Origin of the sequence: Pseudonocardia sp. (genome assembly GCF_050250275.1) — a bacterium.
Taxonomy (GTDB): Bacteria; Actinomycetota; Actinomycetes; order Mycobacteriales; family Pseudonocardiaceae; genus Pseudonocardia.
Window position 1 is genome coordinate 62,060 of the sequence record NZ_JBFWOY010000014.1, and the last position, 24,190, is coordinate 86,249.

The window sequence follows — 24,190 nt, forward strand, 5'->3', positions numbered from 1 at the left end:
CCACCCCCGGGGCCTAGGGTCGGGGCATGCCCGTCGCCGCGCGCCGCCTCACGGAGTTCAGCCACGGCGGGGGGTGCGCGTGCAAGCTCGCCCCGGGGCGGCTCGCCGACGTCCTCGCCCGGATCACGCCGCCGTCGCACCCGGACCTGCTGGTGGGCACCGAGACCGGTGACGACGCGGCCGTCTGGCGCCTCGACGCCGACCGCGCGCTCGTCGCCACCACGGACTTCTTCACCCCGATCGTCGACGACGCCCGCACCTGGGGCCGGATCGCGGCGGTCAACGCGGTGTCCGACGTCTACGCGATGGGCGGGCGGCCGCTGTTCGCACTGAACCTGGTGGCGTGGCCGTCGGACGACCTGCCCGAGGAGCTGCTCGCCGAGGTCCTCGCCGGCGGGGCGGACGCGGGCGCCGAGTGCGGGTTCGCCGTCGTCGGTGGGCACTCGATCGACGACCCGGAGCCCAAGTACGGGCTGGCCGTCGTCGGGGAGGTGCACCCGGACCGGATCCTCACCAACACCGGCCTGCGCGACGGCGACGCCCTCGTCCTCAGCAAGCCGCTGGGGGTGGGGATCGTGTCGTCGGCGGTGAAGGGCGGTGTCGCGCCGGTCGATGTCGCGGCCGCCGCGGTGGCGTCGATGACCACCCCGAACGCCACCGCGTCGGTCGCGGCCATCGCGTCGGGCGCGACGGGCTGCACCGACGTCACCGGGTTCGGGCTGCTGGGGCACCTCAAGAAGATGGCCGCGGCGTCCGGTGTGGACGCGACGATCGACGTCGACGCGGTGCCGGTCATCGACGGGGTCCGCGAGCTGCTGGAGTCGGGCGTCGTGCCGGGCGGGACGCGGCGCAACCGCGACTGGACCGCCGACGTCGTCGACGCGGGGGAGCGGTCGGAGCAGGAGCGGCTGCTGCTCGCCGACGCGCAGACCTCCGGCGGCCTGTTGTTCGGGGCCGACCCGGCCGCGGCCGCGGATGCCGTTGCGGCACTGCGTGAACAGGGGCTGCGGGCGGCGGTGGTGGGCTGGGTGACCGCGGGCACCGGTCGTATCCGCCTGACATGACCGGTGAGTGGCGACCGTCGCTGTAGCGACTGTCGCCACTCGCCAGGGTCGTCCCGTTCACCCGATCGTCGACTTCGTCCTGCAGCGTCCCTGTTCGCCACCACGAGCGGATCAGGAGCCGAGGACGAGATGACCGAACCGTCCCGCCGCAACTTCATCCGGCGCACCGCGGCCGTCGGCGCCGGTGTGCTGCTCATCGGCAGCGTCGACGCGCTGCAGGCCGTACCCGCCGCCGCCACGCCCGGCAGCCCCCTGGGGTACGGGCCGCTCGTCGCCGACCCCGCGAAGCGCCTCGCGCTGCCCGCCGGGTTCCGGTACTCGATCGTCGCCGAGGCCGGGCGCACCGTGCTGGAGTCGGGTGAGCCCACCCCGCGCAACCACGACGGCACCGGCGCGTTCCGGGGCCGCGGCGGCGCGACCGTGCTCGTCACCAACCACGAGATCCGCGAGCCGTGGGGTACCGAGCTGCCCGTCCCGCACGTAGACGGCCTCGTCTACGACCCCGCCGCGGCCGGTGGCTGCACGATCGTCGAGATCGGTCGCGACGGTGGCCGGGCCCGGGAGCGGGTCGGTGTCGCCGGCACCGCGACCAACTGCGCGGGCGGGCAGACGCCGTGGGACACGTGGCTGACCTGCGAGGAGATCGACGCCCGCGCCGGTCAGGACGGTTTCGGCAAGGACCACGGGTACGTCTTCGAGGTGGACCCGTTCGACCAGCGGGCCAACCGCGACCCGCAGCCGATCAAGGCCCTGGGCCGCTTCGAACACGAGGCGGCCGCGGTCGACCCGCGCAGCGGCGCGATCTACCTGACCGAGGACTCCGCGAAGCCCAACGGCCTGCTCTACCGCTGGACACCGCCGCGCGGCCACACCGGTGGCAAGGGGGCGCTGCGCCGGCTCGGCCCGGTCGACGGTGTGCTCGCCGCGCTGCGCGCGACCGACGGCGCCGGGAAGCACGTCGACGACCTGTCCCGTGCCACCGGGGCGGCGAGGGGCGACGGTGGCTGCGACGACCATCGCCGCTCACAGGCCCTGCAGGCAGGCGGCCGTCGCCAGCAGGAGGGGTTCGCTGCCCGGTCGCCCGACGAGCTGCACCGGCACCCGGGCGGCCCCCCACCGGACCGGGACGACGAGCGCGGGGAGCCCGGCGAGGTTCCAGGCCTGCGTGTAGGGCACCGGGACGGGGCGCGACCCGCGCATCGCGGGCGCCCGGGACCCGACCGCGGGCAGGACGAGGACGTCGTAGCGGCCCCCGTCGAGCCAGCCCGCCATCCGGTCGCGCCACGTGTGCACGGTGCCGGGAACGACCCGTGCGCGGCGCAGGTCGCGACGGCCGCGCCGGACCACCGCCGCCGTGCGCCTGCCCAGCTCCCCGTCGTCGACCCGCAGGGCGGCGGCCTCCTGCGCCACCCCCGCACGCCAGCGGCGGGTCCACTCGCGGTCGAGCCCCGACGGGTAGGGCGGGTCGGCGTCCACGGCCTGCACGCCCAGCTCGGTGAACCGCCGCGCGGCCTTGCGGATCGCGTCGTGGTGCGCGGGGTCGAGCCTGCCCCGGCCCGACGGGCTGGCCGTGGAGACCGCGACCCGCCGCGGGATGCCGACCGCCGCGAGGTCGCCGATCGTGGTGGCGGACAAGGCTTCGAACAGCAGCGCGACGTCGGCCGCGGTGCGGGCGACGAGGCCGGTCTCGGCGAGCCCGAACCAGCGTTCCTCGGCGCCACCGGGCAGCGGCAGCGTGCCGTGACCCGGTTTGAGGCCGACCTGCCCGCACCAGGCCGCGGCCAGCCGTACCGAGCCGCCGCCGTCACGGCCCAACGCCAACGCGGTCATGCCGGCGGCGACCGCGGCCGCGCCGGCCCCGCACGGGTTCGACGCCGGCAACGCGATGTCGACCGGACCGCCCGCACCCGGCGCCATCCGGGTGAAGCCGCACACGCCGAGCTCGGCGGTCCTGGTGCGTCCCAGGACGATCGCGCCCGCCGCGCGCAGGCGGCGGACGAGCGCGTCGTCGCGGATCGCGGGCTCGCGGCGACGGTCGCCGACCACCCCGTGCCCGGTGGGCACCCCGGCGAGCGCGACGTCGTCCTCCACCGCGACCGGGACCCCGGCCAGCGGCAGGGCGAAGCGGTCGGTGCGGGCGTCGATCCCCGTCGCCTCGGCGCGCACCCGCTCGGGATCCACGGCGCAGAACGCCCCCACCCGCGCGTCGACGGCGGCGATCCGGGTCAGGTGGGCGTCGGCGACGTCGGCGGCGGTGGCGTCCCCGTCACGCACGTGCGCGGCGATCGTCGCCGCGTCGGCGCCCGCGAGCCCGGACATGTCCGGGCCGGCACGGTCGGAGAGCACGCTCGCCATCGGCTCACTCTGGCATCCGCGCCGGTCGGGGCCGCACCGACCCGCCGGGAGGACGCCGAGATCGATCACCGCGACGCGGCTCGTTCACCCGTACGGCCGCGGGTCGGGCCGGATGGCGGAGGCGGACGGGAATCGAACCCGCCTGACCGAGATGCTCGGCCACGTCGGTGTTGAAGACCGCGGGGGCCACCAGGCACCCAGACGCCTCCACGGCGCCACCGACCGTCAGGCCGTGGGGCGCAGCGCCTCCGGCACGCCGTCGGCCGTGTCGAACAGGCCGAGCAGGCCCGTGGCCTCCAGCGCGCGCGTGACGATCCGGGAGCCGCACACCAGCGTGAGCCGCCGGCCCTGCTGCTGCGCGTCGTCCTTGGCCGCGACGAGCGCCGCGAGACCGGCCGAACCGAGGAACGTCACCGACGACAGGTCGAGGACCAGCAGGTTCGCCGTGGGGAGCCGGTCGGCGATGCGCTCGGACAGCATGGGCGCCGTCAGCGTGTCGACCTCGCCGCTGACATGGAGGACGACCGCCCCGTCGCCGTGCTCGACGGCGTCGAAACGGATGACCTCGGCGGTGGGCTCGCCGACCTCGTCGGCAGGTCCGCCCGTCTCACCGTTCATGCGCACCGTCGCTCCTCGGGCTCTCCGGACAGGTGACGCGGACTGTTGTTCTCAACCGCGCGCCAACCCTACGACCCGCCCGGAGCACCACACAACACGCCCCCCGGGCACGCCCGGACGGCCCTCCGACGGGGTGGTCGCCGCCGCCGGTGGGTGTACTCGCCACACCCCGAACCGGCCGGGCAGCATGATCTCCGGCGACGGCCGCGGCGGGCAGAGTTCACCTCGTCACCGGGACGGCAGCAGGGCCGGACCGGACACCCGACGAGGAGCACCACGATGAGCGCCCCGACCCTTGCCGACGCCACCCGTCACGCCACCGACTCCGCCACCGACCCGATGCCGACGGTCGAGTTCCTCCCGGGCTTCCCGTCGCCGCGCCACGTGGCCCGGCCCGTCCCGGCCCCCGCCGACGCGAGCGTCCCCGCGTCGCCCGCCGGTGCCGGCCCCGGCCCGACGACCGCCGCCGAGACACCCAGGCTCGGCCGCCGGGCGCTGCGCCGCGAACAGGACGCCACCCTCCTCGCGCCGCGGCGCCGCTACAGCCTCGTCGCGAAGCTGCTGTTCGCGACGATGGACCTGCTCTACGGCCGCCGCCGCACCATGGAGAAGTTCCAGGTCCTGGAGATCGTCGCCCGCATCCCGTACCAGATCTGGGAGAACGCGGCCTACCGCGCGCTGACCCGCCGCCACCGGGACATGGGTGTGGCGGCCCGCATCCGTGAGCGCATCGAGGAGAACCGCGAGCAGCAGGACAACGAGCAGTGGCACCTGCTCATCACCGCCGAGCTGGTCGGGCAGAGCGGGCGGACGCTCAACGCGTTCCGCTACCGGTTCCTGCCGTGGCTGATGGCGGTCGGCTACTACCACACCTCCTGGCTGCTGTTCGTCCTCGCGCCGCGCTGGAGCTACCGGCTCAACGCCGACTTCGAGGACCACGCCGAGCACGAGTACGCCGAGTTCGTCGCCGAGCACCCCGAGTTCGAGCACCGGGCGCACGGCTCCGTCTTCGCCGCGCAGTACGGCGCCCAGGGGTCCCTGGCCGACCTGCTGCGACAGATCGGGTACGACGAGCGGATGCACAAGCAGGAGTCGGAGCGCTACCTGCGCGAGGACAAGCTGGGCTGACCCGGCCCGCCGGGTCGAGGATGATCGCGAACGGGACAGTTCGTCGGAACGGGCACCGGGTAACGGATCCGGGGCCCGTTCCGACGATCCGGACGTCGGCCGGCGCCGGACGGACAGCAGTCGGGATGTGGTGGTGGCGGTGAGCGCGAGTTTCGAGGCGACGGCGCGGGCGGTCGTCCCCGTACCCGACGCCGTCCCCGAGGCGGCCCCCGACGCCGCCGGGCCGGCAACCGCCCCGCCCGAACTGGTCGTGCGCGGCCTGCGCAAGACCTACGAGGCCGAGACCGCCCCCGTCCGGGCCCTGCGCGGGGTCGACCTCACCGTCGGGCACGGCGAGTTCGTCGCCCTCATGGGCCCCTCCGGCAGCGGGAAGTCGACACTGCTGCACCTGCTCGCCGGCCTCGACCGGGCCGACGAGGGATCGGTGACGCTGGCCGGGGTCCGCACCGAGGAGCTCGGCGGGGCCCGGCTCGCGCGGCTGCGACGCCGCCACGTCGGCCTCGTCTTCCAGTTCTTCCACCTCATCGACCACATGTCCGCGCTGGAGAACGTCGCGCTCGCCGCGCTCGTGGCCGGCGCGAAACCCGCCGAGGCCACCGAACGGGCCCGCGACCTCCTCGACACCCTCGGCCTGCTGGAGAAACAGGGGGAGCGGCCCGCGGCGCTGTCCGGTGGGCAGCGCCAGCGCGTCGCGATCGCCCGCGCGCTCGCCAACCGGCCCACACTCCTGCTCGCCGACGAACCCACCGGCGCGCTCGACTCCGACGGCGCCGCCGAGGTCCTCGACCTGTTCACCCGCCTGCACCGCGACGGCCAGACGATCCTGATGGTCACCCACAGCGCCGACGTCGCCGGAGGTGCGCAACGGATCGTGCGGATGCGCGACGGTGTGCTGCTCGACGACGGCCCCGACACCGCGGGAGACCTGCCGTGATCCGCGCCGCCTCCGCCGCGCCGGGCCGCCGCGCCCGCCGGTCGCTGCTGCTGTCCGGGCTCGTCGTCGGGACCGGGATCGCGTCGGTCGCCGTGTGCGTCGGGCTGCTGCGCGGCGGCCCCCCGCTGTGGGTGTCCGCGGTCCTGGCCGTGGCCCCGGTCGTGATCGCCGTCGCCGCCGGGTTCAACGCCCGCGCCCGCCGCGCCAGCACCACCGTGCTCGTCGCCGCCGCCGACTTCGCCGGGCTGGCCGTCGCCGTCGACGCCGGGCTCGTCCTCACCCTGCTCGCCCTGGGCAAGCTGCCGTCGGGGGCGCAGCAGGACCTCGTCGACCCGGCCCTGCTCGGAATGCTGCTGGTCGCGACCCTCGCGGGGCCGCTCGGCCGGCGCGCCGGGCGGGCCGCCCGCATGTCGCTGCTCGGCACCCGCCGCTCACCCGACGAGCTGCTCGCCGACTTCGCCGAACGCGCGGGCCGCGGCACCCCCGTCGACGACCTGCTGCGCCGCCTCGCCGAGACCATGCGCCGCGACTGGCGGCTCTCCAGCGTCCAGATCTGGACGGGCGTCCCCGACGCCCCCGGGCTGCACCGTGGGCTCGTCGTCCCCGAACCCTACGAGGAGCTCCCACCCCCGGCCCCGCTCGACGCCACCGAGATGGCCACCCTCGAACGCGCCGGCGTCGCCGGTCCCGGCTGGCTACGGCTGTGGCTGCCCCGCCTGCTCGCCGAGCACGACGCCGACGGCACCACCACCCAGCTGCGCCTCGCCCCCGCCGTCCACGGCGGCCGGGTGCTCGCCCTCGTCGTCGTCGAACGACCCGTCGACGCCGACCAGTTCACCGCCGCCGACGAACGCGCCCTCGCCGAGGTCGCCCGCCGGCTCGCGATCGTGCTGCGCAACCGCGCCCTCGACGAGGCCCTCCAGGCCACCCTCGCCGACCTGCGCCGCTCCAACGCCGACCTGCAGGCCTCCCGCGGCCGCCTCGTCCGCACCGCCGACGCCGAACGCCGCCGCATCGAACGCGACCTCCACGACGGCGCCCAGCAGCACCTCGTCGCCCTCGCCGTCGGGCTGCGGCTGGTCCGCGACAGCCTGTCCGAGGCCGGCGACACCGCCGCCAACCTGGAGCTGCTCGACGAGCTCGACACGGGTGTGCGCGAGTCCATCGAGGAGCTGCGCAACCTCGCCCACGGCATCTACCCGCCGCTGCTGCGCGACTCCGGGCTCGGCGAGGCCCTGCGCGCCGCCGCCCGACGCAACCCCCTCGACGTCACCGTCGCGACCCAGCACCTGACCCGCCACGGCGAACAGCTCGAAGCCGCCGTCTACTTCTGCTGCCTCGAAGCCCTGCAGAACGCCGCCAAGCACGCTCCGGACGCGAGCGTCGTCGTCACCCTGGAGGAGGACGACGACGAGCTGCGTTTCGCCGTCGTCGACACCGGGCCGGGCTGCGACGTCGACAACATGGCCGCGGGCGCCGGCATGCAGAACATGGCCGACCGGCTCGGCGCCATCGGCGGCACCCTCGAGCTCAGCTCCGCCCCCGGCCGCGGCACCACCGTCGGCGGGCGGGTGCCCCTGCACACCGTCGCGCCCGTCACCACCGTGACCGGTCCGGTCACCGTTCCCGCCCGCGTCGCCGCGACCGCACCCCGGCATGGGTGACGCGTTCGGCGCGATCCGCGCCGTCGCCCGCGCCGAGCTCCGCGTCGGCTGGCGGGCGACCCTGCTCATGGGCCTGGTGTTCGGGCTGGTCGCGGGCATCGTCCTCGGCGGCATCGGGCTCGCCGGACGCACCGCCACCGCTTACCCGCGACTCGTCGAGGCCGTGCACCTCGACGACGCACGCGCCCTCGTCGCCGCCGACCAGCCGCAGCTCGCCGCCGCCGTCCCGTCCCTGCCCGCCGTCGCGCAGGCCCGCACCGACGAGACCTGGATCGCCCAGCTCGACGGGCCCGCGCTGCGGTTCGTCTCCATCGGCGCCCCCACCACCGCACACGAGGCCCTCGTCGACCCCGTGATCATCGACGGCCGCGCCCCCGCCCGCGACGCCCCCGACGAGATCATCATCAGCGAACCCCTCGCGCAGAGCAGCGGACTCGGCATCGGCGCCACCCTCACCCTCGGGATGCTGACGCTCGACCAGGTCTCCAAGTTCGACGTCGGCTTCGGCCCACCCGCAGGCCCGACGACGAGCGTGCGCGTCGTCGGGATCGCCCGCATGCCCTCGTGGGGCGGAGCGCTCGCCAACGTCCAGGCCGGCCCGGCGTTCGCCGCGAAGTTCCTGCCCGACATCGTCGGCTACTCGATCTACGTGCGGTTCACCGCCGACGCCGACGCCGCCCAGCGATTCAGCGCCGCCTTCGCCCGCACCGCCGCCGTCGTCGACCAGATCTCGCCGTCGGTGGTCAGCCAGTACCTGCCGCACACCGTCGAGCTGCCCAGCGCGACCGTCGACCCGTCCGTGCGCGCCGCCGAACAGGTCCTCGTCGGCGGCCTGATCCTGTTCGTCGTCGTCCTCGCCCTCGGCGGGCTGCAGGTCCTCGGCCAGACGATGCTGCGCCACCACGGCACCCGCGGCGGGACCCAGCGCGTCGAGTCCGCCCTGGGCATGCGCGCGAGCGAACGCACCGCCGCCCGCGCCCTCGCCGCCGCGGGAGCCGCCGTCGTCGCCGGGATCGTCGCCGGTGGGGCCGCGCTCGCCTCCGGCTGGCTCGAACCGCTCGGCAGCCAGGCCCGCTTCGAACCCGCCCCGGGGTTCCGGCCCGCCTGGGCGCTCGCGGTGCTCGGCGCGATCGGCACCGCCGTCGTGTTCGTGCTCGTGGTCGCCGCGGCCGCCGCGATCGCCGGCCGCCGGCGCGCCGCCGTCGTCCCACCCGTGCGCGCCGCCGCGATCAACCCCTTCCGGCGCTGGCCCGCCGCCGTGCTCGGGATGCGGCTGGCCATGCACGGACGCCTCGGCCGCGGAGGCGTCCCCGCCGTCGCGACGGTCGTCGCCGCCTCGCTCGCCATGGCGGGCGTCGTCGCCGCCGTCGCGTTCGGGGCCAGCCTGCAACGCCTCGTCGACACCCCCGCCCGCTACGGGCAGGCCGCCGACCTCACCATCGTCGACGCCCGCGAACACGACATCGGCCGCATCGTCGCCGACCCCCGCGTCGCCGCCCTCGACGTCGGCGCCGCGGGCACGGCCGAGCTCGCCGACGGCGAGTACATCGAGGTCGCCAGCCGCGACGTCCGCAAGGGACACATGCCGATCGCCGTCGCGGGCGGACGGATGCCGGCCGCCGACGACGAGGTCGCCGTCGGGCCACGGCTCGCCTCACGCCTGGGGGTCGACGTCGGCGACACCCTCGAGGTCCGCCGCGTCCACGGCGGCACCATCGCCCTGCGGATCGTCGGGAAGGCGGTCCTCATCTCGCAGAACCACAGCGGGATCGGCGACGGCGCCGTCGTCACCCCCGGCGTCATGCGTGCCGTCACCCCCGGCCAGCCCCTCTACGACGCCACCGTGCTCGCCGCCCCCGGCACAGCCGACGCCCTGTTCGCCGAGCTCAGCCAGGGCCTCGAGGTGTTCCAACGCACGGTGCCGACGGCCGTCGGCAACCTCGCCGACCTCGTCACCCTGCCCGAGCTGCTCGCCCTCGTGCTCGCCGTCGTCGCCGGGTCCGGGCTGGTCCATGCCCTGCTCACCTCCGGCCGCCGGCACGCCCGCGAGGTCGCCGTCCTGTCCGTGCTGGGCGCCACCCCGGGGCAGGTCCGCGCCACCCTCGCCGTCATGGCCGCCACCACCGTGCTGCCCGCGCTCGTCGTCGGGGTCCCCCTCGGCCTCGGCGCCGCACGGGTCCTGTGGTGGCAGCTCGCGACGGCCACCGGTGTCGCGGGCGACCTCGCCGTCCCCGGCCGGCTCCTCGTCGTCATCGTCCCCGCCGTTCTCGCCGGGGCGTTGCTGCTGTCGCTGGCCCCCGCCGCGCGGGCCGCCCGCACCCCACCGGCCGTGGCGCTGGCCACCGGCTGACCTGGTCACCACTCAACGGGGGTGTGGAAAACCGCACCCTGCCCCCGCGGGAACGCGCCCCCGCACCGGCCTGGAACCAACCTCGAACCGGACCCCTCCGGGCGGCATCGTTCTCGATGTCAGCACGACAGCCCCGAGGCACCGGCGAACCGCACACGGACTCGGTCGAGGAAGGACCCCCACCATGGCACTGCGCACCCTGTCCCGCGTGGCCACCGTCGGTGCCGCCGCCGTCGCCGCCGCACTCATCGCCGCCGCACCCGCGACGGCGCAGACCTCGGCCCCGCCGGGGTCACCCCAGGCGGCGACCGCCACCGAGAAGACCGCCGCCGCCGTCCGCCCCGCCATCACCTACCTGACCAGCACCTTCACCGGCTACGTCGCCGACGAGACCGGCACCTTCTTCAACAACGGCGCCCCCTACCAGCTCAGCACCACCTGCACCGGCTTCGGCGTCAACCCCAACGGCTACGTCGCCACCGCCGGCCACTGCGTCGACACCTCGACCGCGCAGGGCATCAAGTCCGAGTTCGTCCTGGCCGCCGCCCAGCAGGTCGTCGCCGCCATCCCGGGCATCGACCTCGCCACCGCCTACCAGTTCGGCATGGCCAACTGGTCCGTCGAGGGCGCCACCAAGGGCTCGCCCATCGACGCCCAGATCTCCGTCATCACCGGCTCGAACACCAACGCCAACGCACTGCCCGCCCGGGTCGTCGACTACCGGCCCCTCGACCAGGGCGACGTCGCCCTCCTGAAGGTCGAGACCACCGACCTCCCGAGCGTCGAGCTCGCCACCGACGCCGACGTCCAGATCGGCACCCCCGTGCTGTCCATCGGCTACCCGGCCAGCGCCGACGCCGTCACCGACGCCAGCCTCGAACCCTCCAACAAGGACGGCCAGGTCAGCTCCAAGAAGACCCTCGGCACGGTCCCTGTCTACGAGACCAGCGCCGCCCTGTCCGGTGGCATGAGCGGGGGCCCGACCGTCGGCCTCGACGGCCGCGTCATCGGCGTCAACAGCTTCAAGCCCGCCTCCGAGTCGCAGGCCTTCAACTTCATCGCCCCCTCCAACGGCCTCTCGGAGCTGCTGTCGCGCAACGGCGTCCGCAACGAGCTCGGCCCGGAGGACAGGAACTTCCGCACCGCCCTCGACGCGTACTACGCCGGCCACTACAGCGACGCCATCGCGGGCTTCGACAAGCTCCTGCAGGTCCACCCGCAGCACGCCCAGGCCACCCAGTACAAGACGCTCGCCGCCAAGGCCCGCGACAAGTTCGGTGACGTCCCCGTCGCGCCGCCCGCCGCCGAGGGCATGTCGCCGATCCTGATGTGGTCGCTCATCGGCGGTGGCGCGGTCGTCGTCATCGGTGGGGTGCTGACGATGGTCCTGGTCTCCCGCAAGCGCCGCTCCGGCGGCTCGACCCCCGCGATGACCGGGGCGAACCCGCACCTGCCCGTCGCCGGGCCCGGCTACCCGCAGCACCACCCGGCGCAGTACCCGGCGCAGCAGGGCTTCGCGCAGCCGCCGCAGTACCGGCCCGCCCCGCCGCAGGGCTACCGCCCGGACCCGGGCCGCCCCGCTCCGGCGCAGCCGGCGAGCCCGCCGGCCGGGTTCCCGGTCGTGGACCAGCGGCAGGGCTGGCAGCAGGACGGCGCCCTCTACCGCCCGGCCCCGTACGCGCCCGCCGACGCGACCTTCGACCCGGGCGCCACGACGGTGGTCGTCGACCACCCCGCCCCGGTCGGCTGCGGTACCTGCGGCACGACCCTGGCACCCGACGCCGCCGCCTGCTCCACCTGCGGCCGCCCCCGCGGCTGACCGCGACAGCACGACCCGACCCCGAGGGGCCGGCCGGGAGACACCCCGGCCGGCCCCTCGGCCGTTGCGGGTGCCGCCCGGTGCGGAGCGCCCCGGCGCCTCCCACCCGAGCGCCCTGTACGCGCCGCCCGCCCGCCGCCCGCGCGGTCCCGCTGTTGACGCGGTCGCCGGGCTCACGCGCGCAACCTCACGGTCGGCCGGTGGCCGAGGTGGAGCAGTGAGGTTGCGGGCGGCTACTTCGTCATGGTGACGACGACCAGCTGCGTCGTCGGGACGGCGGTGCCTGGGGCGGGCTCCACCTTGGTGACGGTCCAGTTCTCCGGGAGCACGACGACGGAGCGGCCGGACCTCGGGTCGGCGGCGAGGCGGACCTCGGCGAAGCCCAGCTCCTGCAGCGTGTTCCGGGCGATCGCGCCGTTGCGGCCGACGAGGTCGGGGATCGCGACGACCGCGGGTGCCGTCGACGGCGGCGGGCCCGGCAGCGGGGCGTCGCCGGCGCCCGGGGCAGTGACGGTCACGGTCGTCGCGGGCGCGGCGGCGCTTCCGCCGCAGGCGGCCGGCCCGAGGGCGACGAGCAGCCCGACGACGAGCGCGGCGGCACGGTTCGGCACGGTCGCTCCCGTCGGTCGTCCGGCCCGGCACGACGTGTTCGCGTGCGGTGCCGGACACGTTACGGCCGGCGGCGGCCGGGCTACGAGTTCTGCAGGTAGACGAGCACGGCGCTGACGCGGCGGTTGAGGTCGCGCTCCTCGGACAGGCCGAGCTTGGAGAAGATCGAGTTGGTGTGCTTCTCGATCGCGCGCTCGGACAGGACGAGGGCGGCGGCGATGGAGGCGTTGGCCTTGCCCTGCGCCATCTCCCCGAGGACCTCGAGCTCGCGGGGGGTGAGCTTGTCGAGCTCGGAGGGCTTGGCGCGCTGGGCGTTGACGAGGCCTTCGATGACGGTCGGGTCGATGACGGAGCCGCCGTCGGCGACGCGGTGGATGGCCTCGTTGAGCTCGGCGCCGTCGGCGACGCGTTCCTTGAGCAGGTACCCGCGCCGCGCGGTGCCCTCGGCGAGGAGCTTGAGGGCGTAGGTGGCCTCGGCGTACTGGCTGAGCAGGATGACGCCGGTGTCGGGGCTGCTGGTGCGCAGGTCGGCGGCGAAGGAGATGCCCTCGTCGGTGTTGGTGGGGGGCATCCGGATGTCGGTGACGACGACCCGTGGCCGGTGCTCGTCGACGAGCGCGCGCAGTCCGGGGAGGTCGGCGGCCGAGCCGACGAGCTCGAGATCGTCGTCGGCACCGACGAGCCTGACCAGCCCGTGGCGCAGCAGCGCGTTGTCCTCGGCCAGAACCACACTGATCGTCACACCCCCAACTCTAGGGAAGCCTCCCGGCCCGCACAGGTGTGGTGGCCACACCCCGTGGGGTCGGGTGGGGCGCACACCGGATCCTCGTGGCTGCAGGGTCGGGCGGGACCTGTTGCGGCGGCAGGGTTGTCCCCAGCAGATCGGCCCCGACGACCTCCCAGGAGCTCACGATGACCGCCACGACCGCCGCCACCAACGCCCCGACCGTCGCCGCCGCGGCTGCTGCCACGAGCAGCGTCGAGGTCGCTCCCGCCACCCGGTTCCGCCGCCGCGCCATCGGCTCGGTCGCGATCGTCGGCGGGGTGCTGACCGCGGCCGGGTTCGCGGCGACGGTGTGGGAGGCGAGCCCGTCGAAGGCCGACTACCTGGCCTCGCTGGTGTCGAACCCGGTGCAGAGCCAGATCGCGGCGGTGCTGTTGCACTTCGGCTACATGGCCTTCATCCCGGTGCTGGTGGCGTTCGCGGCGATGACGCGGCGGCGGTGGCGCGTCGGCGGGACGCTCGGCATCGGGCTCTCGGCGATCGGCGCGCTGGCGTTGCCGGGCCTGCTGGTCACGGACTTCTACGACATGGCGATGCGTCAGACGTTGCCGGCGGACCTCGCGGTGAAGGCGTCGGACGCGGCGCAGGAGCTGCCCCTGGGTGCGCTGGTGGGCGGCCCGTTCATCATGATGATGTTCGTCGGTTTCCTGGTGGCGACGATCGCCGCCTGGCGCGCCGGGTTCGCACACTGGGTGATGGCGCTGCCGCTGGTGGCCGGTGTGGTGCTGCCGATCGTGCTGGGTGTCGACCCGATCGCCAACATCGCGTCCGGGGCGTGCCTCGGGCTGTTCGTGGTCTCGGTCGGGGTGGCGGCGCTGCGGATGAGCGACGCGCAGTGGGTGACGGGCCGCAAGGACGCCTGATCCCCGCAACCTCCCCCCGTGAGTGGCGACTGTCGCCACTCACGGGGGCGTTTTACGGTTCACCCATGGGTGAGGGAGCCGACCGGCCACGCGCCGGGATCGTCGTGACGGGCAGCGAGCTGTTGACGGGGGCGATCAGCGACGCGAACGGGCCGTGGCTGGCGCGGCGGCTGGCGGATCTGGGGTTCGAGGTCGCGCACGTCGTGTCGGCCGGCGACCGGCCCGACGACCTGGTGCGCGCGTTGGAGTTCCTGGCCGGTGCGGGGGTGGCGCTGATCGTCACCAGCGGGGGTCTGGGTCCGACGGCCGACGACCTGACCGCCGAGGTGGTAGCGGGGTTCGCCGGCGTGGAGCTGGAGCCCGACGAGGCGATGCGCGCCCGGATCGAGGAGATCCTGGCCGACTGGGGTGCCCGGACGGGGTTCGCGGGTCCGGCGCTCGACGAGGCGACCCGCAAGCAGGCGCTCGTCCCGCGCGGTGCGACGGCGCTGGCGCCGGTGGGGACGGCGCCGGGGCTGGTGGTGGACCGCCCGGGCGGCCCGCTGGTGGTGGTGCTGCCGGGGCCGCCGCGTGAGCTGCAGGGGATGTGGCCGGCGGCGATGGCGGCGCCCGCGGTCGCGACGATGCTGGCGACGGTCCCGCCGGCGAACGCGCGGCTGCTGCGGTTCTTCGGCCTGCCGGAGTCGGAGATCGCGGCGACGCTGCGGGAGGTGCCGCTGGACCTGTCCGGTGTCGAGGTCGGGACGTGCCTGCGGCGGTCGGAGCTGGAGGTGGACCTGCGGCCGCGGCCGGGCGCGGAGGCGGTCGCCGAGCAGCTGGCGGCGCTGATCGTCGAGCGCCACGCCCGCAACCTGGTGTCGGCGGTGGGCGCGACGGTCGACGAGCTGGTGGCGCAGGCGTTGCTGGACAGGGGGTTGACGGTCGCGACGGGGGAGTCCTGCACGGGGGGTCTGCTGGCGGGGCGGCTCGTCGACCGGGCGGGGTCGTCGGCGTACGTGGCGGGCGGGGTCGTCGCCTACTCGAACGAGGCGAAGACCGCGCTGCTCGGTGTCCCGGCGGCGATGATCGCCGCGCACGGGGCGGTGTCGCCGGAGGTGGCGCGGGCGCTGGCCGACGGGGCGCGGGAACGGTTCGGTGCCGATGTGGGCGTGGGCATCACGGGCGTCGCGGGCCCGGGTGGGGGGACGGCGGCGAAGCCGGTCGGGTACGTCTGTTTCTGCGTGACGACGTCGGACGGCACGGTCCTGGCGCGGGATCCGCAGCTGCGTGGGAGCCGGGCCGACGTCCGGGAGCGGTCGGTGGACACGGCGATGCACCTGATCCTGCGCGCGGTGGCGCCGCGGGGTGCCTGACCCCGGGGCGCGCCCGGCCCGGGGCACCGGGGCGACGCGCGGAAGGGCCGGTGGTCGCCCCAGCGCACCACCGGCCCTTCGCCTGGCGTCGGCCCCCGCCGTCGCCGGGGTGTGTCAGCGCCCCTGCTGCACACCCGAGTTGGTGTTGTTGTTCGCGTCGGCGTTCTGCAGCTGCGTGCCACCGAGGTTGAGGATGTTGCCGACGTTGAGGGCGGGCGAGACGTCGGCGGTGATGCCGATCAGGTTCGGGCCCTGCACGGCGGTCTGGTCGGCGCCGTCGTGGCCGCCGCGCTGGTGGCGCCCGCCGCGGCGGTCGTCGTCGCCGCGCTGGTGGCGGCCGGAGGCGGCCTGCTGGATGCCGGAGTTGGTGTTGTTGTCCGCCTCGGCGTTCTGGATCTGGGTGCCGCCGACGTTGCCGATGTTGCCGACGTTCGCGGCGGGGTTCACGCCGACCAGCGCGGAGACGAGGTCGCCGGCCTGGAAGGCGCCCTGGCCGCGGCCGTCGCCGCAGCCGAACTGCTGGATGCCGGAGTTGGTGTTGTTGTCCGCCACGGCGTTCTGCGCCTGGGTGCCGAAGAGGTTGAGGATGTTGCCGACGTTGAGCGCCGGGTTCACCGCGGCGGTGACGTCGGCGAGGCTGCCACCCTGGGCGGCGGTCTGCGAGGTGTCGCAGTCGTTGTCGCGGCCGCCACCGTTGCCGCCGCCACCGTGGCCGCCGCCCTCGTGGCCGCCGTGCCCGCCACCGTTGTGCCCGCCACCGTTGTGCCCGCCGCCGTGACCGTGGCCGCCACCACCGTGGCCACCACCGTTGTAGCCACCGCTGTGGCCGCCACCGTGACCGTTGCCGCCCGCGAACGCGACGCCCGGGACGCCGAGGACCAGCGGCAGGGCGACGACGGCACCGACGGCGGCGCGGCGAGCGGTCTTGGTGATCTGCATCCGACGTTCTCCTCGTGATCTCGCATCACCGGTCGTTCCGCGTCCGATAGTTCATCCACTGTGGACGAACTCGGGAGTTCGGTGTCGCGGTCGGGCCGGCGGGGGATGGGCGGTGAGCATCACCGCGTCGATCACTCCAACGAGGGCCACTCGAAGGGGTTACGAAAATTGCTCCGTTATGACCCAGCTCACATGATTCCCGGCTGAATCAGACAAACTGGCGCATAGTCACCACGAACCGTGACGCTCGATCGAGGAATTGCTCACGCAAGGTGATGGTCGCTCTGGGTCAGTGCGCGGGAGATCCCGCGCGCGGCCGCCCGGACGGCGGGCACGAACGAATGCGGGTTCGTGCCGTCCGCCGGGACCACGACGGACAGTGCCGCGACCACCTCGCCGTTCGGGGCCCGCACCGGGGCAGCGACGCTCAGCGAGATGAGCTCGATCTGCCCGTCGCTGATCGCCACGCCGGTGGTGCGGACGTCGGCGAGCATCCGGCGCAGCTCGCCCGGGTCGCAGACCGTCTTCTCCGTGTAGCGCCGCAACGGCGCCCCCAGCACCCGCTCGCGCAGCTCCGGGTCGGCGTGGGCGAGCAGCACCAGCCCGACCCCGGTGGCGTGCAGCGGCAGCCGGCCGCCGACGCGGGTGAACACGTGCACCGACGCCCGGCCCGACAGCCGCTCGACGTACACGACCTCCGTCCCGTCGAGCACCGCCAGCTGCACGTTCTGCCGCGTCACCTCGTAGAGGTCCTCCAGGAACGGCATCGCCGTCTCCCGCAGCCCGAGGCTGCGCGGGGCCAGCGCGCCGACCTCCCACAGCCGTAACCCCACGTGGTAGCGACCGTCGTCACCGCGTTCGAGCGCGCCCCACGCCGCGAGCTCCCCGACGAGCCGGTGCGCCGTGCTCAGGGGCAGTCCCGCGCGGACGGCCAGCTCGGACAGCGTGAGCCGCGGACGGTCGGCGCTGAACGCCGCCAGCACGTCGAGGACCCGCGCGGTCACCGTCGCCACCCTGCCCATCCTTCCGTTCAGTGGAAGCATGGTCGAGTCGGGATCGTGGGGACGGGAGGGTCGTGCGGATGCGGACCCAGGTCGGGATCGTCGGCGCCGGGCCCGCCGGACTGCTCCTCTCACACATGCTCGCCCGCCGCGGCGTCGACTCCGTCGTCGTCGAGGCCCGCAGCCGCTCCTACGTGGAGCAGCGGGTGCGGGCAGGTGTGCTCGAACACCCGACGGCCGAGCTGCTGCGCGCGGAAGAGGTCGGCGAGCGGATGGACGCGCAGGGGATGCCCCACGACGGCATCTCCCTGCTGTTCGACGACACGTGCCACCACATCGACTTCGCCGACCTCGTGGGCCGCGGGATCGTCGTCTACGGCCAGCAGGAGGTCGTCAAGGACCTCATCGCCGCCCGGCTGCGCGACGGCGGGACCATCGAGTTCGAGGCCGCCGACGTCGCGCTGCACGCCCTCACCACCGACCGCCCGTCGATCACGTTCACCGACACCGCCGGCATCGCCCGCGAGATCGAGTGCGACGTCGTCGCCGGCTGCGACGGCTTCCACGGGGTGAGCCGGCGCGCGTTCGCGCCGACCGTCGTCGAACGCGCGTACCCGTTCGGCTGGCTCGGCATCCTTGCGAAGGCCGCCCCCACCCGCGACGAGCTCGTCTACGCGAACTCCGACCGCGGGTTCGCCCTCTACTCCATGCGCAGCCCCCACATCACCCGCCTCTACCTGCAGGTGCCCGCCGACGAGGACGCCGCCCGCTGGTCCGACGCCCGGATCTGGGACGAGCTGGGCGCGCGCCTGACCGGGATCACACTCAACGAGGGCCCGCTGCTGGAGCGGCCGTCGGTCACCGGGATGCGCAGCATGGTCGCCGAACCCATGCGCCACGGCCGGCTGTTCCTCGCCGGTGACGCCGCGCACATCGTCCCGCCCACCGGCGCCAAGGGCATGAACCTCGCGGTCGCCGACGTCGCCGTCCTCGCCGACGCGCTCGAGGACCTGCTGCGGCGCGGGTCGTCGACGGGTGTCGACGCCTACTCCGCGACCTGCCTGCGCCGGGTGTGGCGGGCCGAGCACTTCTCGACGTTCATGACGTCGATGCTGCACCGCTACGGGCCCGGCTCCGAGCACGGCGACGCGTTCGGCCGCGCCCTGCAGCTGTCGCAGCTGCGCTACACCGTGTCGTCGCGGGCCGCCGCGACGAGCCTGGCCGAGAACTACACCGGACTGCCGCACGGAGGTCTCGCGTGACCCGTTTCCCGCCCCCGCCCGACGGCACCCACCCGCCGCTGGACTTCGCCGGCTACCGCAGTACGACGCTGCGCGCGCCGTCGCAGCCGCCGGTGGTGCTGCCGCACCGGCTCACCGAGGTCACCGGGCCGCTGCTGGGCGCGGACCGGATCGGGCCCACCGACCACGACCTCACCTCCCAGCACACGGGCGAGCCGATCGGACAGCGGATCGTCGTGTCCGGGCGGGTCCTCGACTCCGACGGCCGCCCGGTGCCGGACACGCTCGTCGAGGTCTGGCAGGCCAACGCCGCCGGCCGCTACGCCCACGCCCGCGACAACTGGCCCGCCCCGCTCGACCCCAACTTCACCGGCGGCGGCCGCGTCATGACCGACTCGGCGGGCACCTACTCGTTCACCACCATCCGCCCCGGCGCCTACCCGTGGGGCAACCACCACAACGCCTGGCGCCCCGCGCACATCCACTTCTCGCTGTTCGGGACGTCGTTCACGCAGCGGCTCGTCACGCAGATGTACTTCCCCGACGACCCGCTCTTCGGCCAGGACCCGATCTTCAACTCGGTGCCCGACGCGGCCGCGCGGCAGCGGATGGTGTCGCGTTTCGACCTCGACGCCACCCGCGCCGAGTGGGCGCTCGCCTTCACCTGGGACATCGTGCTGCGCGGCCGCGAGCAGACCCCGTTCGAGGAGCCCCACGATGACTGAGACCCCCGGGCCCACCCCGTCGCAGACGGTCGGGCCGTTCCTGAGTCTGGGCCTGACCTGGCCCGACGGCGCCGACGTGGCCGGCGAGGACACCCCCGACGCCCTCCGCATCGGCGGCATCGTGGTCGACGGCGCCGGGGAGCCGGTGTTCGACGCCGTCGTCGAGACCTGGCAGGCCGACCCCGACGGGCACTTCGACCACCCGGACTCGGCGGCGGGAAGCGCGTTCCGCGGATTCGGCCGGTGCCCCACCGACGGTGACGGCCACTGGGAGATCCGCACCCTCAAACCCGGACCGGTCGACGGCCAGGCCCCGCACATCGACGTCAGCGTCTTCGCCCGCGGGCTGCTCGACCGTGTCGTGACCCGGATCTACTTCCCCGACGAGGCCGCCGCCAACGCCACCGACCCCGTCCTCGCCACCGTTCCCGCCGAGCGCCGCGCCACCCTCGTCGCCGTCGACACGGGCCGCGGCGACCTCCGCTTCGACATCAGGCTGCAGGGCGAGGACGAGACGGTGTTCTTCGCGGTCTGAGCGCGCCGGGACCCTCGCGGTGCGAGGGTGCCGGACCGTGGGATGGGACACGTCTCACAGGTGATCCACAGGTCCCACCGAGCACGACCCCACGCCGGGATGAGAAAACTGTCGTAGATGGTTGAAACCGGTAGGAGGGTCGTGATGGCGAACGGTGTGGTCGAACAGGGCGGGCGCGGACCGCGTCTGCAGCTGCCGACGCCCACGCCCGCCCTCACCGACCGCCTCGAACGGCTGCGCCGACGCCACCCGACGTTCGTGCAGCTGGCCCGGTTCGCGATCGTCGGTGGCACCGGGACGGCCCTCAGCGCGCTGATCTATCTCGCGCTGCGCACCTGGATGTCGCCCGTGCCGGCCAACGTCGTCGCCCTGTTGCTGAGCACCGGGCTCACGACGGAGCTCAACCGCCGCTTCACCTTCGACGGCGCCGCCGCGCACCGGCTGCGCGCCTCGGTGCAGGACGTGGTCACCGTCGTCTTCTACGCCTTCTACACCTCCGGTGTGCTCCTGCTGCTGGAGTGGCTGGTCCCGGGCGCGACCCAGTGGGAGGAGGCCCTGGCCATCGCCGCGGCCAGCGTCCTCGGTGGGCTGATGCGGTTCCTCGCGATGCGGTACTGGGTGTTCGCCCCCGGCCGGCCGGGACGGTCGGCAGCCGCCTGACGGCCCGCGGCCGGCCGGGACTCACAGGTCGCCGGAGGCGACGCCCCACAGGTCCAGCAGGGCGGCGCGGCGGGCGGGGCGGTCGAGGCCGCGCAGGTCGACCACCCCGCGTTCGGTCACGACGACCCCGATGTCGTGGGAGGCCGTCGTGACCGGGCGGGACAGCCGCGACACCAGCGTCGGACGGTCGCGGTGGCGGCTCGCCAGCGCGATCACCGAGAGCCCGCCGACGCAGCGGGCCCCGGCGGCCGCGAAGTCGGGGTGCCCACCGATCAGGCCGGTCGTGCGCGACCCGATGCCCTCGACGTTGACCTGCCCGTCGACGTCGATCTCCAGCGCGGCATTGAGCGCGACCAGCGGCGGCAGAGCGGCCGACGACAGCCGCCCGACGTCGTGGGTGACCTCCACCGGGTGCAGGAGCCGGCGGCCGTCGGCCCAGTCGTGCAGGCGACGCGTCCCGATCAGATAGGCGCACACCGGGTCGTCGAGCAGGAGACCGGCCGCGTCGAGGTCGACGACGGGTTCGGGCAGCAGCCCGGAGTCGACGCGGACGGGCACCCGCAGCGCCGACACCATCGCCGCCGCCAGCCGTCCGGGCCCCACCTGCACGCGCGCCCCCTCCGGCACGAGCCCGGCGACGTGCTCGGCGATCGCCACGTCGACAGCGGTGGGTGCGGGGGTGGGGATCTCCGCGGGCCCGGCGGAGGTCTCGGCGACGACGGTGATCGCGGCGTCGGGCAGCGGCGGGCCGGCGTCGGCGTGCGGCGCGGTGCCCGACACGAGCGCGGCGACGGGGATGCCCGCCTCGATCAGCCCCCGCGCCCAGCCGGCATCCCCACCCATGCGGTAGCCGTCGGGGTCGCGGACCAGGGTCGCGACGACGAGGTCGGGCCGCAGCGGTCCCGCCAGCAGCGACGGCACCGCCGAGAGCCGCGACGGCGTGAATCGGACGGTCCCGGCGTCGATGTGCTCGCGCAGCGCAGGGCCACCGGCGACGCAGACGACGTCGGCGAACGCGGTGACGTCGAGGTCCGGGGCGGGCGCGGGGTGCCAGCCCACGACGAGCCGGACGTCACCGGCGGCGGCCGCGGCAGCCGACAGCGGTGCGTGCAACTGCTGCGGGGTGCTCGTGCCGTCGGCGAGGGCGATGCGCATGCCCGGGCGGACGAGGTCGGTGAGGGCGGCGGCGGCCATCAGCCGATTCGATCACAGCGCGGGCGGCTCCCGGGTCCCCGGCCTAGATTCGGGGACATGGCTGACACCGGTGCGTTCGTGCGCGCCCCGCTCGGAGTGCAGGAACGCATCACGGCCGACGGGTCGTCGCCGTGGCCGGTGGAGGCGGGCCGCTACCGCCTCGTGGTCGCGCGGGCGTGCCCGTGGGCGAACCGGACCGTCATCGTGCGGCGGCTCCTCGGACTGGAGGACGCGTTCTCCCTGGGGATCGCCGGCCCGTTGCACGACGAGCGGTCCTGGCGCTTCCACAACGACCCCGGCGACAAGGACCCGGTGCTGGGCATCGAGTACCTCGGCGAGGCCTACCGCGCCGCCGACCCCGACTACACCGCGGGCATCACCGTGCCGGCGATGGTGGAGATCGCGAGCGGCAAGGTCGTCAGCAACGACTTCGCCAACATGACGCTCGACTTCACCACCCAGTGGACGGCCTTCCACCGCGAAGGTGCTCCCGACCTCTACCCGCAGGCGTTGCGCGCCGAGATCGACGAGGTCAACGAGGGCGTGTACCGCGACGTCAACAACGGCGTCTACCGGGCGGGTTTCGCGAGCACCCAGCAGGCCTACGAGGACGCCTACGGGGCCGTGTTCCGGCGCCTCGACCTGCTGGCCGACCGCCTCACGACGCAGCGGTTCCTCGTCGGCGACACGATCACCGAGGCCGACGTCCGGCTGTGGGTGACGCTCGTCCGCTTCGACGCCGTCTACCACGGGCACTTCAAGTGCAACCGGCAGAAGCTGTCGGAGATGCCGGTGCTGTGGGCCTACGCCCGCGACCTGTTCCAGACACCCGGCTTCGGCGACACCATCGACTTCGCGCAGATCAAGGCCCATTACTACGGCGTCCACCACCAGGTGAACCCGTCGGGCGTCGTGCCGCTGGGCCCGGACCCGCGCAACTGGCTCGACCCGCACGACCGCGCCGAGCTGGGTGGGCGCCCGTTCGGCGACGGCACCCCGCCCGGGCCGGTCCGCGAGGGGGAGCGGGTCCCGCCCCTGTCGTGATCTGCACTGTCGTGATCTGCACTGTCGTGACGGTGGGTCGGGTCGTCGGCTGCGGCCGCGCCTGGGACGATCGAAGGCGATGTCATCCCGTCGATCGCCCCGCAGCCTGCGCACCGCCGTCCCCGTGCTCGTCGGGCTGATCGCCGGCTCGGTGCTCGCCGGGGTCGGGGTCGCCGCCACCGGTGCGGGCGGCGGGCCCGGCCTGACGTCGCAGGTCGTGTCGACGACCCCGACGCCCTCCGCCGACGCGCCACCGTCGACACGAGCCCTGGCCGAGTCGACCTGTGCCCCGATGGTCGCCGCGATGTCGACGCGCGACCGGCTCGCCCAGCGCGTGATGGTCGGCGTCGACCCCTCGAACCCGGCCTCGGTGGCCGCCACGGTGAAGGCCACGCACGTCGGCGGCATCTTCGTCGGCGGCAACGCCACGGCCCTGCTGCAGAACGACGCGCTCGCCGCCGTGCAGAAGGCGTCCCCGGTGCCCGTGGCCGTGGCGGTCGACGACGAGGGCGGCCGCGTCCAGCGCATCGACGACCTCGACGGCTCCCTGCCCAGCGCCCGCACGATGGCGGCGACGAAGACGCCCGAGCAGGTCCGGGCGATCGCGAAGAAGCGCGCCCAGCAGCTGAAGGCCCGCGGCGTCACGATCGACTTCGCCCCGGACGCCGACGTCAGCGACCAGCCCGCGAACGCCGTCATCGGCGACCGCTCCTTCTCGAACGACCCCGCCGTCGTCACCGAGTACGCCCAGGCGTTCGCGCAGGGGCTCGAGGACGGCGGGATCGTCGGCACCCTCAAGCACTTCCCCGGTCACGGCCACTCGACCGGCGACTCGCACAAGGGCCGCGTCAGCGTGCCGCCGCTCGCCCAGCTCCGCAACGCCGACCTGCTCCCGTACGGCGACCTCGTCGGACCCGGCAAGCCGTTGCACGGCACCCGGATCGCGGTGATGGTCGGCCACCTCGACGTCCCCGGCCTCACCACCGACCTGCCCTCGTCGCTGACCCCGGCGGTCTACCAGCTGCTGCGCGACGAGTACGGGTTCGACGGGATGGTCGTGACCGACGACCTCGGCGCCATGAAGGCCATCTCGGCGCAGTTCACGGTGCCGCAGGCGTCGGTGCGGGCGCTGGCGGCGGGGGCGGACATGGCGCTGTCCTCGGACATCACCTCGCCGGGCCCGGTGATCGACGCCCTGGAGAAGGCGCTGGCCGCGGGCACGATCACCCCGGCCGACAACGACGCCGCCGTCGCACGCATCCTGGCGAACAAGGGCCTCTGCGGCTGAGGCCAGGCTCGCCCCCCGATGTG

Annotated in this window: 21 protein-coding genes, 1 tRNA gene and 1 pseudogene; 15 read left to right on the forward strand and 8 right to left on the reverse strand. The window is 74.6% G+C overall.

Features of this window, described 5'->3' with window-relative positions; translation table 11 throughout:
- The first annotated feature begins 26 nt into the window (after positions 1 to 26).
- Both selD and AB7F12_RS14505 read left to right on the forward strand, forming a co-directional pair.
- A complete protein-coding gene (gene selD, locus AB7F12_RS14500) occupies positions 27 to 1,064 on the forward strand; it encodes a selenide, water dikinase SelD (protein WP_428502231.1) in 1,038 nt (345 codons plus the stop codon).
- Between the two features lie 129 nt (positions 1,065 to 1,193).
- Positions 1,194 to 1,964 (forward strand): annotated as a pseudogene (locus AB7F12_RS14505) (alkaline phosphatase PhoX); the annotation flags it as partial.
- Between the two features lie 123 nt (positions 1,965 to 2,087).
- Here AB7F12_RS14505 and AB7F12_RS14510 read toward each other — a convergent pair.
- From AB7F12_RS14510 to AB7F12_RS14520, 3 genes are all read right to left on the reverse strand, one after another.
- The gene (locus AB7F12_RS14510) at positions 2,088 to 3,419 is read right to left on the reverse strand and encodes an amidase (protein ID WP_428502232.1); all 1,332 of its coding nucleotides are present in this window, start codon (positions 3,417 to 3,419) and stop codon (positions 2,088 to 2,090) included.
- 113 nt (positions 3,420 to 3,532) lie between these two features.
- A tRNA-Sec gene (locus AB7F12_RS14515) sits at positions 3,533 to 3,628 on the reverse strand.
- Positions 3,629 to 3,644: 16 nt separating this feature from the next.
- A complete protein-coding gene (locus AB7F12_RS14520) occupies positions 3,645 to 4,037 on the reverse strand; it encodes an STAS domain-containing protein (protein WP_428502233.1) in 393 nt (130 codons plus the stop codon).
- A gap of 279 nt (positions 4,038 to 4,316) precedes the next feature.
- On the opposite strand from AB7F12_RS14520, the gene AB7F12_RS14525 reads away from it, so the two are divergent.
- The 5 genes from AB7F12_RS14525 to AB7F12_RS14545 all read left to right on the forward strand — a co-directional run bounded on the left by AB7F12_RS14525 (position 4,317) and on the right by AB7F12_RS14545 (position 11,932).
- Positions 4,317 to 5,165: an alternative oxidase gene (locus tag AB7F12_RS14525; RefSeq protein WP_428502234.1), complete on the forward strand. Its 849-nt coding sequence runs from the start codon at positions 4,317 to 4,319 to the stop codon at positions 5,163 to 5,165.
- A 139-nt stretch (positions 5,166 to 5,304) separates the two neighbouring features.
- Positions 5,305 to 6,099, forward strand: coding sequence for an ABC transporter ATP-binding protein (locus tag AB7F12_RS14530; protein WP_428502235.1), 795 nt, complete (start codon positions 5,305 to 5,307; stop codon positions 6,097 to 6,099).
- Positions 6,096 to 7,763: a GAF domain-containing sensor histidine kinase gene (locus AB7F12_RS14535; protein ID WP_428516583.1), complete on the forward strand. Its 1,668-nt coding sequence runs from the start codon at positions 6,096 to 6,098 to the stop codon at positions 7,761 to 7,763. Before AB7F12_RS14530 ends, AB7F12_RS14535 begins: the two co-directional genes overlap by 4 nt.
- The gene (locus tag AB7F12_RS14540; RefSeq protein ID WP_428500032.1) at positions 7,756 to 10,113 is read left to right on the forward strand and encodes an FtsX-like permease family protein; all 2,358 of its coding nucleotides are present in this window, start codon (positions 7,756 to 7,758) and stop codon (positions 10,111 to 10,113) included. The genes AB7F12_RS14535 and AB7F12_RS14540 overlap by 8 nt, the downstream gene beginning before the upstream one ends.
- Before the next feature lie 184 nt (positions 10,114 to 10,297).
- A complete protein-coding gene (locus AB7F12_RS14545) occupies positions 10,298 to 11,932 on the forward strand; it encodes a trypsin-like peptidase domain-containing protein (RefSeq protein WP_428500033.1) in 1,635 nt (544 codons plus the stop codon).
- A 233-nt stretch (positions 11,933 to 12,165) separates the two neighbouring features.
- Here the strand turns inward: AB7F12_RS14545 and AB7F12_RS14550 are convergent, their stop codons facing one another.
- Both AB7F12_RS14550 and AB7F12_RS14555 read right to left on the reverse strand, forming a co-directional pair.
- Entirely contained in the window at positions 12,166 to 12,543 is a 378-nt protein-coding gene (locus AB7F12_RS14550) for a PASTA domain-containing protein (RefSeq protein ID WP_428500035.1), read from the reverse strand.
- An 80-nt stretch (positions 12,544 to 12,623) separates the two neighbouring features.
- Entirely contained in the window at positions 12,624 to 13,283 is a 660-nt protein-coding gene (locus tag AB7F12_RS14555; RefSeq protein ID WP_428500036.1) for a LuxR C-terminal-related transcriptional regulator, read from the reverse strand.
- Positions 13,284 to 13,453: 170 nt separating this feature from the next.
- Between AB7F12_RS14555 and AB7F12_RS14560 the strand changes: the two genes are divergently transcribed.
- Positions 13,454 to 14,188, forward strand: coding sequence for a hypothetical protein (locus AB7F12_RS14560; RefSeq protein WP_428500037.1), 735 nt, complete (start codon positions 13,454 to 13,456; stop codon positions 14,186 to 14,188).
- Positions 14,189 to 14,253: 65 nt separating this feature from the next.
- The gene (locus AB7F12_RS14565; RefSeq protein WP_428500038.1) at positions 14,254 to 15,540 is read left to right on the forward strand and encodes a competence/damage-inducible protein A; all 1,287 of its coding nucleotides are present in this window, start codon (positions 14,254 to 14,256) and stop codon (positions 15,538 to 15,540) included.
- A gap of 114 nt (positions 15,541 to 15,654) precedes the next feature.
- On the opposite strand, the gene AB7F12_RS14570 is transcribed toward AB7F12_RS14565, so the two are convergent.
- Both AB7F12_RS14570 and AB7F12_RS14575 read right to left on the reverse strand, forming a co-directional pair.
- The gene (locus AB7F12_RS14570) at positions 15,655 to 16,479 is read right to left on the reverse strand and encodes a hypothetical protein (RefSeq protein WP_428500039.1); all 825 of its coding nucleotides are present in this window, start codon (positions 16,477 to 16,479) and stop codon (positions 15,655 to 15,657) included.
- Between the two features lie 263 nt (positions 16,480 to 16,742).
- A complete protein-coding gene (locus tag AB7F12_RS14575; protein ID WP_428500040.1) occupies positions 16,743 to 17,501 on the reverse strand; it encodes an IclR family transcriptional regulator in 759 nt (252 codons plus the stop codon).
- Between the two features lie 59 nt (positions 17,502 to 17,560).
- Between AB7F12_RS14575 and AB7F12_RS14580 the strand changes: the two genes are divergently transcribed.
- The 4 genes from AB7F12_RS14580 (at position 17,561) to AB7F12_RS14595 (ending at position 20,641) form a co-directional block, all read left to right on the forward strand.
- A complete protein-coding gene (locus AB7F12_RS14580; RefSeq protein ID WP_428500041.1) occupies positions 17,561 to 18,742 on the forward strand; it encodes a 4-hydroxybenzoate 3-monooxygenase in 1,182 nt (393 codons plus the stop codon).
- Entirely contained in the window at positions 18,739 to 19,446 is a 708-nt protein-coding gene (gene pcaH / locus AB7F12_RS14585; protein WP_428500042.1) for a protocatechuate 3,4-dioxygenase subunit beta, read from the forward strand. The genes AB7F12_RS14580 and pcaH overlap by 4 nt, the downstream gene beginning before the upstream one ends.
- Positions 19,439 to 19,981, forward strand: coding sequence for a protocatechuate 3,4-dioxygenase subunit alpha (gene pcaG / locus AB7F12_RS14590; RefSeq protein WP_428500043.1), 543 nt, complete (start codon positions 19,439 to 19,441; stop codon positions 19,979 to 19,981). The genes pcaH and pcaG overlap by 8 nt, the downstream gene beginning before the upstream one ends.
- Before the next feature lie 144 nt (positions 19,982 to 20,125).
- Positions 20,126 to 20,641 carry a GtrA family protein gene (locus AB7F12_RS14595; protein ID WP_428500044.1) on the forward strand — a complete coding sequence of 172 codons (516 nt, stop codon included), beginning with the start codon at positions 20,126 to 20,128 and terminating at the stop codon, positions 20,639 to 20,641.
- Positions 20,642 to 20,662: 21 nt separating this feature from the next.
- On the opposite strand, the gene AB7F12_RS14600 is transcribed toward AB7F12_RS14595, so the two are convergent.
- On the reverse strand, positions 20,663 to 21,835 hold the full coding sequence (locus tag AB7F12_RS14600) for an acetyl-CoA hydrolase/transferase C-terminal domain-containing protein (protein ID WP_428500045.1): 1,173 nt from the start codon (positions 21,833 to 21,835) through the stop codon (positions 20,663 to 20,665).
- A gap of 57 nt (positions 21,836 to 21,892) precedes the next feature.
- On the opposite strand from AB7F12_RS14600, the gene AB7F12_RS14605 reads away from it, so the two are divergent.
- Complete coding sequence (locus AB7F12_RS14605; protein ID WP_428500046.1) at positions 21,893 to 22,879, forward strand: glutathione S-transferase family protein; 987 nt, start codon at positions 21,893 to 21,895, stop codon at positions 22,877 to 22,879.
- A 79-nt stretch (positions 22,880 to 22,958) separates the two neighbouring features.
- Positions 22,959 to 24,167, forward strand: a complete 1,209-nt coding sequence (locus AB7F12_RS14610; protein WP_428500047.1) for a glycoside hydrolase family 3 N-terminal domain-containing protein — start codon at positions 22,959 to 22,961, stop codon at positions 24,165 to 24,167.
- Positions 24,168 to 24,190: the final 23 nt, after the last annotated feature.